This is a genomic window from Bartonella sp. MR110HLJHH (assembly GCF_042194225.1).
In the GTDB taxonomy this organism is placed as follows: Bacteria; Pseudomonadota; Alphaproteobacteria; order Rhizobiales; family Rhizobiaceae; genus Bartonella; species Bartonella grahamii.
The window spans coordinates 62173-71195 of record NZ_JBHIMQ010000012.1; the positions used below are offsets into that span (position 1 = coordinate 62173).

Consider the following 9023-nt stretch of genomic DNA (forward strand, 5'->3'; position numbering starts at 1 on the left):
GCAAAACACATGGAAAAGAATTTTAAAGTTGCTGCACTTTATTGCTTTGCAGATTTGAAGCATTATCATCAATTACAAAAACCTTTGCAGGATTTATGTCAAGCAAAGGATATCAAAGGCACTCTGCTTTTAGCACAAGAGGGAATTAATGGAACGGTTGCTGGTTCTTGTGCTGCGATTGAGGCATTGGTGGATTTTATTACGGCTGAGCCAGCGTTTCAAACGCCGGAGATTAAATATTCATGGGCATCAAAAATGCCTTTTCATCGCATGAAAGTGCGGTTGAAAAAAGAGATTGTGACAATGGGGGTTGAAGGTGTTGATCCGCTAAAAGTTGTTGGTACTTATGTGGATCCTGAAGATTGGAATGCTCTTATTCAAGATGAAGAGACAATTTTGATCGATACGCGTAATGATTATGAATATGCGATTGGGAGTTTTCAAGGAGCGATTGATCCGCAGATTAAAACATTTCGCGAATTTCCTGAATGGGTGCGTCAACATGAAGCTGATTTAAAGAAGAAAAAGAAAATTGCTATGTTTTGTACAGGCGGTATTCGGTGTGAAAAATCAACAGCTTATGTACGTGAACTTGGTTATGAGCAGGTGTACCATCTAAAAGGAGGTATTTTAAAATATTTAGAAAAAATTCCAAAAGAGGAAAGTTTATGGTGGGGTGAGTGTTTTGTTTTTGATGAGCGTGTTTCTGTTCAACATGGTCTTGAAGAATGTGGACGCGAATTATGTCGCGCGTGTCGTTCTCCTCTTAATGCTGAAAGCAAATTATCGTCTCATTATGAGGAAGGTGTTTCCTGTGATGCTTGTTATAACACGCGTAGTGAAGCCGATAGAGAGCGCTTTCGTGAGCGCCATAGGCAGTTTCAATTGTTGAAGTTGCGTGCTATTGATTCTCATCAAGGGACATAAGGATAGCGCAGTGTAGGGCTGTAAATTTTAGCGTTTTTCTCTTAAATTTAAGAGAAAAGAGTTTTTTGATATTGGTAGAAAAATATTCTATAAGACCGGATATTATTCGGTCTTTTTGTCTATGTTAAATTATTTGATTTATAAATAATCATTATAGATCGTTTGCTCTCCTTACATTTTATAGGATTGAGTTTTTAAATACTTTTCATTTTAAAATAGAAACTTTCTTCACCAACAGCGCAGGGGAGGGAGATTCATAGCTTAAGAGAAAAGCGTATGAATAAGATGTGATTAATAAGAGGAGATGAAAAAGCAGATGCTAGGTGGGAAAAATAAAATGATAATAGGAGTTTATGATTCCAAAGTTTAATATAATACATTAATTTATAATGATAAATTATTTTTATTTGAATAAAAGAGTTAAATATTGTGAACTTTATTGCTTTCAAATTAGATGAGAACAAATCACCTAAAACTCATTCACCTGTACGTTACAAATGGGAGAAACGTGTGGACAAAAATCATTTTAGATAAGGTGTTATGAAACATTTCAATGTAGGAGTTTCTGCAATATTGGGAGTTGGCAGATAGAATGGGGGCACAGGCTTGTACTTTCATAAGTATAAAGAGGGTGCGATGTAGTTAATCTATACTACACAAGCTATATTATATGGGGAATTTTCATGATATTTTGCTTAAGCGATGCTGTGAAATGAATGTGGAAACAGGGATGTTTTTTTAGGATGTCAATAAGAAAGATAATGGTATTTGTTGGAGGAAGGACATCGTTATCTTTAAAAATGATAGTGCTTCAGTCGTTACTATCCCCAGTTTTCAATGTTGGTCATCCTTGCATTTGAGAGGATATATAAGAGGTTCCCCTTTTTTCAGTTGTTTTTTATTTGTAATGCGCAAAAGAATGATCTTAACGAATTCATTGTAAGAGGGTTGAAATAAGAGAATTTTATGATGAGATTGTTGTTTAAGGGCAAAATAATAAATTATCATTATAAATTAATGTGTTGAGTAATTTACTTTGCGTTATTTTCTGCTGCGGATATTAGGAGATAGAATAGGGCAAAGAAATGAGGGGCTTTAAAAGCAAGACAGTGATTTATGTTGCACGGATGATGTAAGGGGTGTCATCTCATGAAAGCGGATGGATAGCTTTGTCTGGTGGAAGAGAGTGTTGTTTTTTCGCATCATTTTATCTTTAAGAATTAAAAAATGTTTAAAATTAAAAAAATGATTGAAATGAGCAAGAATTCGTTTTATAGGATGCATTGCCCAAAGTCGCACGTGCCTGTGGGTGTCCGCTGGTTCTCAAATGGTGAGATTAACCGGTACGGTACCTGGAACTAACCGCTCCAGTCATTCTTACAGCCAATTGCAAGAATGAGGACATCTTGAAGCAACGACGGTGCGGGCCTTTCTGGTGTCTTCCAGTTTTAAATACTGGGATAACTATAGAGGCACACCTCATTGCCTTCAGTGCGGAAGTGGTTTTCTCAACTCCAATCAAAAAGGCAGATAAAATAGAATGACGCGGCTTCGCGCTGTTCTTTCGCTGCATACAATGCTAATTTCTGGTTTTTTGTAATCAGAATGGGGATAGTTGTTGTGTGTTTTTTGTCCTTTAGCTTTTGGCAGTTTTGGCTGTCCAAGCATAGAGTGGGGGAGCTTTCCCTCAAGGAGAATTGCAGATGGCAACGCAACGTATTCGCGATTTTCTTGCAACACATCGTTCTGAAGGTCCATGCTTAATTGTTGACCTTGATGTTGTTCGTGACAACTATTTAAATTTTGAAAAAGCTCTGCCGCAGTCGCGTATTTTTTACGCAATAAAGGCAAATCCAGCACCTGAAATCTTGCGTTTGCTTGCTTCTTTAGGATCTTCTTTTGATGCGGCTTCTGTTGCAGAAATTGAAATGGCTTTAAAAGCAGGAGCAACGTCAGAGCGTATTTCTTTTGGGAATACGATTAAAAAAGAACGTGATATTGCACGAGCATATGCATTGGGTGTTTCACTTTATGCAGTTGATTGTGTTGAAGAAGTGGAAAAAATTGCGCGTGTTGCTCCAGGAGCACGTGTTTTTTGCCGTGTTCTTACCGATGGAAAAGGTGCAGAGTGGCCATTGTCACGCAAATTCGGTTGTGTCCCTGCTATGGCGGTTGATGTTCTAAGACGGGCACACCAATTGGGTTTGCAAGCCTATGGTGTTTCTTTTCATGTTGGGTCTCAGCAGGTTGATCTGAGTGCGTGGGATCGTGCTTTATCGGATGCTGCTACAGTTTTTAAGCGTTTGGAACAAGAAGGCATTTCGTTGAGGTTGGTGAATATGGGGGGCGGTTTTCCAACGCGTTATTTGAAAGATGTCCCTACAGAACAAGCTTATGGTACAGCAGTTTTTGATTCATTGAAAAAGCATTTTGGTAATCGTATTCCTGAGACGATTATTGAGCCTGGGCGTGCGATGGTTGGTAATGCTGGTGTTATTCGTACAGAAGTGGTTCTGATATCTAAAAAAGCTGATAATGATAATGTACGATGGGTTTATCTTGATATTGGAAAATTTAATGGTCTTGCTGAGACTATGGATGAAGCCATTCGTTATCCTATTGAGACACCTCATGATGATAAGGTTATGGAGCCTTGTATTTTGGCTGGACCAACATGCGATTCGGCAGATGTTCTCTATGAAAAAACACCTTATCCGCTTCCTCTATCCCTAACGATAGGAGATGAAATATTGATTCATGGGACGGGTGCTTACACAACAACTTACGCATCGGTTGCTTTTAATGGTTTTGAGCCTTTACGATCATATGTGATCTGAGGTTTCCTTTTAACTATAGGTTTTTTAGATTTTTTGCTATGCTCGTCATGGCGCTATAAGAGGGCGGTCATTGAGATGAACATGATGAATTTTCAAACAAAAGATGGGGCATGTTTTACACTTTTATTGGAGCAAGAAGCAGATAAGCCTTATCGAGAAATTTTGCTTGATTCAACGATGGGGTATGGACGTAAACGTAAATCATCAGAGGCTTTACGTCGTGGTCGGTTAGCTGCTCAAGGACTTTCTTTTGTGGTTAAAAATGCGCTTGGAGAGCTTGTGGGAAGTGTCCGTCTTTGGCATGTTTCTTTTTCTAAAGGAAAAAATAAAACACAACATGCTTTACTTTTGGGTCCTTTGGCTGTCGCATCTGAATGTGCTGGTCTGGGAATAGGATCAATTTTAGTCCGCCACGCAATTGAAACAGCAAAAAAATTGGGATATGGCGCCATTTTGCTGGTAGGGGATTTTGAATTTTATCAACGTTTTGGCTTTTCAAATAGTTTAACAGAAAATTTGGCAATGCCTGGTCCTTATGAAAAGCATCGCTTTCAAGCGTTGGAACTGATACCACATTATCTTTCTGGGTGTTATGGCACTTTAGTTCCTAGTGGAGAACGAGAAGTTTCGAATCGTTTTCAGCATCATAAAGTGGCTTGAAGATAGTGTTTAAATTTGTTTTTCAACAGCTGGCGTTGAGGAGAGCATACTATTCTGACTAGTGCCAAAGTATTTAGCGGTACAAAGTTTTGGGGAGTTGTATTGCGATTTTATTATATGGCTTTTTCTTTATGTGGCTGGTTTCTTATTTTTGATAATTTCAGTTAAGTGAGTAGGAATATATTTAAAGCTCATTTTTTTGGAATAGCGTCCTGTTTTATAATATTAAGGAACCGGATTTTTGAGTGGTCTTGTATTCTTTTAAAGCCGGTATCATCATGCAGTTTTCCAGTTTTCAATATCGTTGGTAGATCGTGCATCGAAACGGTTGGATATTTTACTTTTTTCTTAAGCAGTTTTTATCTCTTTGCTTTTTATGTGCAAGGGAATAGTTTTGATTGATTCAATAGAGAGACATTTTGAGAAATTTTATACAATTTTAGCGCTTGTTCAAAGAGTATAAAAAATAAAATTATATGTTCAAAAGCAACTTTTTTGAAAAAAATATATCATTATTTTTTTTGCTATAAGGGTGGATCGTTTTGCAATTGGCATGAGAGTATCAAATACAAAATGATTTTCTCATGTAAAATTTTGTATCCAGAATCAAAAAAATGTTCTCCTACATATTATAAGGGAAATAGGTGAATGAATAAAAATCACAAGAATCATCAATCTTTTATGAATATTCTTGTGAGAATCAAAAGAGTGAAGGGCAAAGAATCTTACAGAATAGTTTTTATGAGGATAGTAGCGTAAAAGGGGGGGTAGATAGATGAGAGATTTAATGACAGGCGCAAATATTGTTTTAATGTTTTTTGCCCTACGGTGGTAAATCAAAAATCCTATAGAAATAGCTACTTTATCTTTATGGTGTGGAGCACTTTAGATAAGCTCTTTGTTTATTATCATCTAAAACAATTCTTGTATGCGAGAAGTTATTTTTAAGTGCGTAAAGAGCCCGCATTGAAAAGAATTTTTATCAGAAGAATCATTTAGAATCATATGTTGATTTATACTGTCTCTTGAGAAGAGATAAAGTGCATAGGAAGCGAGGAAGGTGATAAAGATAAAAAATATTTCTCAATTTTAATTAAGCTTAGTGACTTGGTGGTGCATCCATGAGAGGTGGTATTTTTTTAAGAAAAATGGTCATAAATGTCAAAATAACAAAGATAATGGTCATAATAAAGAAAATATCACTAAAAGCCATAATCGTTGCTTGTATGCGTACCATACCAAACAATTGAGAAAGAGCAAGAGTATACGAATCAAAGGTTTCTGTTTTGAAAAATAAAGTAAGCTTTGAAAGCATTTCAGTTGCTTGTCTGTTTGCGTGGTTAAGCGTTTCGGCTATTCGTTCATAATGGAAGTCTGTGCGTTTTGTCATGAGAGTGCTGATAATCGCAAGCCCTACAGCACCACCTAGATTCCGTGTGAGATTAAAGAGTCCAGAAGCATTTTGCATTCGTTCTGGCGGGAGTGTTCCCAAGGCAATATTATTAACAGGAACCATACATAACATCACAGAAGCACCACGGAAAACTTGCGGCCAAAAGAGTTGCCAAAAATCCCAGTTATCTGTGATAGAGCTCGCCATCCAAGTGCCTATTGCAAAACCCAAAAGTCCTATTGCCATCATTAAACGTGCATCCATTCGGGCTGAAAGAAATCCAGCAAGCGGAGCAGTTAATAACATGGCGAATCCTGAAAGAAACAATGTTTCTCCAATCATGAGGGCATCATAATGGCGGATTTGGCTTAAATAGACAGGATAAAGATATGTGAGTCCATAAAGACCTATTCCCAGTGCAAAGGAAAAAATGGATGCAGCAGAAAAATTAAAATTAGAAAAAGTAGAGAGATCTACAATGGGTTCTTTTGCTGTAAAAGCACGCCAGAAGAATAAGGCTGCAGCAAGAATCATGATAATGAAAAAATTCCGAATCAGCCTATCACTCAGCCAATCATGACGTGCTCCTTCTTCTAGAACATACTCTAAAGTTCCCAAGAAAGTAGCCATAGAAATGAGGCCTAACCAATCAAATTTCTTCATTAAAGAGGGATCAGCTTTATCAAAATCAATTAATTTCCAAGCGAGAATTGAGATGATAATCCCGAAGGGTACATTGATGAGAAAGAGCCAATGCCACGATGAGAGATGACAAATATAGCCTCCCACGGTTGGACCAATGGTGGGGGCTAATGTTGCGACCAGTCCGACGATAGGGGTAACAATGGGACGTTTGGAAGGAGGAAAAAGGACATAGGAGGCAACAAAAACACTAGGGATAATTCCACCACCAATAAAACCTTGTAGTGCGCGATACAAAATCATCTCTCCAATAGATGTTGCCGTTGCACAAAGAACAGACGTAATCGTAAAACCGATAGCTGATAAGGTAAAGAAAACACGTGTTGAAAGCAATCGTCCTAAAAATCCAGAAAGCGGCAACATGATGACTTCAGCGATGAGATAGGAAGTTTGAACCCATGAAATTTCTTCAGAGCTTGCTGCAAGCCCCGCTTGAATTTCAGCTAAAGAAGAGGAAACGATTTGGATATCTAAGATTGCCATAAACATGCCAAAAGACATAGCAATAAAAACTACAATTTTGTGCAATCCTATGCGTTCTTGAGATTGTATGGGCTCTGGTATGGAAGATGTCATAGTAAGATCTTCTACTTTTTTGTTATAAGAGACTTTTATCTTGTGGCTTTGTACGTGTATCAACTTTCACTGAAACACTCATCCCTGCTCGGATATGTCCGTTTTTTAAGACTTCTTCTGGAATAGAAATACGTACGGGAATGCGCTGGACAATCTTTGTAAAGTTACCAGTAGCATTTTGTGGAGGCAAAAGAGAAAAAACAGCGCCTGTTGCGGGTGAAATAGAAAGCACGTTTCCTGTAAAAAACTCCTTTTTGAATGCATCAATAGCAATATAAGCCTTTTGTCCTGCGTGAATATTTTGCAACTGTGTTTCTTTATAGTTGGCTTCAATATAAAGTGCATGTATGGGGACTAACGCCGCAAGACGTTGGCCATTTACAACAAAATCTCCCGTTTTTGCTGTTAAATTTCCTATAACGCCATCAAATGGCGCTCGTATAACGGTCGAATCAAGATCACGTTGTGCTTTTTCACGCGTGAGTTCTAAACTCTTTGTTTGGCTTTCTATTTCACTTCGTTGCGCTTCTAGCACTCGGATATTCGCACGTGCTGCAGCCATTTGTGCGTCCGCTCTGTTAACATTCGCAACGGCTTGTTCATAAGCTGATTTGGCATCATCAACCTCGGATTGAGGAGCATAACGATTTTTTTTCAGTTCTGTTACACGTTTTAAGGTGAGTTGTGCATTGGTTGCTATGGCTGAAGCGGCTGCTTTTTGTGCTTTTGCATCATCTAAAGCACTATGAGCGGCTGTGATTTGTGCATCAATGCGTAGAAGTGTTTTTTTCTGTGTGTTAAGATGTGCGTCTGTTTGATCCAAGGCTATTTGATAATCACCGTTGTCTAGGTAAAATAAAACATCGTTCTTTTTTACAACTTGGTTGGCTTTAATGGCAATTTTTTCAATATATCCATTTAATTTAGTCGCAATAGCTGCTATATCTCCTTGCACGTAGGCATCGTCAGTGGAGAGTATATAACGCCATTGCGTTATATACTTATAGCTAAACCAAAGCACAGAAAGTGCAAAGACAATAAGAAGAGCTTTGATTACTTTCTTTTGTTGCGTTTTATTGAAGTTTTTGGTTGAAAAAATTGTCTCAGTTACGGACATGATTTTATACTTTCAATATTTATGTTCCACTGAGTATAATAAACCCATCACTATAGACTAGGGTGATATACATGCAAGGACGATAAGAGCTTTTCAAGCAATAAGATGATTTTTGAAACATAATGCTAAAAATATGAACTTGCAAGTTCAAGGTCTTATTTTGTTACGCATTTTTTACAAAGGCCTCGTACTTCTAGGGTGCTTTTGTGGGCTTGGAAGTCAACAGCTTGAACCATCTGTTTTAAACTCGATACAATCGTTTGATTTTGTATTTCATTGACTGTACCACAATTTTCGCAAATTATAAACGTTGTAAGTTCATGTTGACAGTTTTCAGGGTGTAAACAGACCATAAAGGCATTTACACTTTCAAGACGATGAATACACTTTAACTGTACGAGTTTTTCTAACGCACGATAAACTTGGAGAGGTGCACGAAAACCTTCTTCGCGTAAGTGATTGAGAATCGCATAAGCACTTAAAGGCCCTTTTGCGTTTTTTAAAGTGTTTAAAACCAATGTTTGGTTACGCGTCAGTTTAGATGACATTGACATCTTCCTTTTGCTCTTATGGCAAAGCATAAAGCGTGTAAGAGGTTTATGCAATGGTGATTATAGAATATGTACTCTATCTTTAGCCTTATTGTGATATGTAAGAAAAGTTGCAATCGTTGTGAGGGGAGGGGTATTATAATCTGAAAGCCGCTGTTATCTAGCAAGGAACTTTTTATACGCTTTTTATTTTAGTGTAATGTATTGAAATACAACCAGTTGTTTATGTTATTTTATTTTAAAAAAAAGTAAAAAATGAT

Annotated in this window: 6 protein-coding genes; 3 read left to right on the forward strand and 3 right to left on the reverse strand. The window is 37.4% G+C overall.

The genetic code is table 11. The features are described from left to right. Nucleotides 1-9: 9 nt before the first annotated feature. The 3 genes from ACFIKB_RS07515 to ACFIKB_RS07525 all read left to right on the forward strand — a co-directional run bounded on the left by ACFIKB_RS07515 (nucleotide 10) and on the right by ACFIKB_RS07525 (nucleotide 4424). Nucleotides 10-927, forward strand: a complete 918-nt coding sequence (locus tag ACFIKB_RS07515; protein WP_375636464.1) for a rhodanese-related sulfurtransferase — start codon at nucleotides 10-12, stop codon at nucleotides 925-927. Nucleotides 928-2630: 1703 nt separating this feature from the next. Continuing rightward, nucleotides 2631-3764, forward strand: a complete 1134-nt coding sequence (locus tag ACFIKB_RS07520) for a type III PLP-dependent enzyme (RefSeq protein WP_015856754.1) — start codon at nucleotides 2631-2633, stop codon at nucleotides 3762-3764. 75 nt (nucleotides 3765-3839) lie between these two features. Continuing rightward, nucleotides 3840-4424, forward strand: a complete 585-nt coding sequence (locus tag ACFIKB_RS07525) for a GNAT family N-acetyltransferase (RefSeq protein ID WP_375636465.1) — start codon at nucleotides 3840-3842, stop codon at nucleotides 4422-4424. Between the two features lie 1099 nt (nucleotides 4425-5523). Here the strand turns inward: ACFIKB_RS07525 and ACFIKB_RS07530 are convergent. The 3 genes from ACFIKB_RS07530 to ACFIKB_RS07540 all read right to left on the reverse strand — a co-directional run bounded on the left by ACFIKB_RS07530 (nucleotide 5524) and on the right by ACFIKB_RS07540 (nucleotide 8760). Next, complete coding sequence (locus ACFIKB_RS07530; RefSeq protein ID WP_375653206.1) at nucleotides 5524-7095, reverse strand: DHA2 family efflux MFS transporter permease subunit; 1572 nt, start codon at nucleotides 7093-7095, stop codon at nucleotides 5524-5526. Nucleotides 7096-7117: 22 nt separating this feature from the next. Further along, nucleotides 7118-8212, reverse strand: a complete 1095-nt coding sequence (locus tag ACFIKB_RS07535; protein ID WP_375653208.1) for an HlyD family secretion protein — start codon at nucleotides 8210-8212, stop codon at nucleotides 7118-7120. 155 nt (nucleotides 8213-8367) lie between these two features. Next, nucleotides 8368-8760, reverse strand: coding sequence for a Fur family transcriptional regulator (locus ACFIKB_RS07540; RefSeq protein ID WP_015856750.1), 393 nt, complete (start codon nucleotides 8758-8760; stop codon nucleotides 8368-8370). Nucleotides 8761-9023: the final 263 nt, after the last annotated feature.

Bases quoted from the DNA above. Each gene is read 5' to 3' on its own strand.
- ACFIKB_RS07515 (WP_375636464.1), top strand. From the start codon at position 10: ATGGAAAAGAATTTTAAAGTTGCTGCACTTTATTGCTTTGCAGATTTG.
- ACFIKB_RS07520 (WP_015856754.1), top strand. From the start codon at position 2,631: ATGGCAACGCAACGTATTCGCGATTTTCTTGCAACACATCGTTCTGAA.
- ACFIKB_RS07525 (WP_375636465.1), top strand. From the start codon at position 3,840: ATGAACATGATGAATTTTCAAACAAAAGATGGGGCATGTTTTACACTT.
- ACFIKB_RS07530 (WP_375653206.1), bottom strand. From the start codon at position 7,095: ATGACATCTTCCATACCAGAGCCCATACAATCTCAAGAACGCATAGGA.
- ACFIKB_RS07535 (WP_375653208.1), bottom strand. From the start codon at position 8,212: ATGTCCGTAACTGAGACAATTTTTTCAACCAAAAACTTCAATAAAACG.
- ACFIKB_RS07540 (WP_015856750.1), bottom strand. From the start codon at position 8,760: ATGTCATCTAAACTGACGCGTAACCAAACATTGGTTTTAAACACTTTA.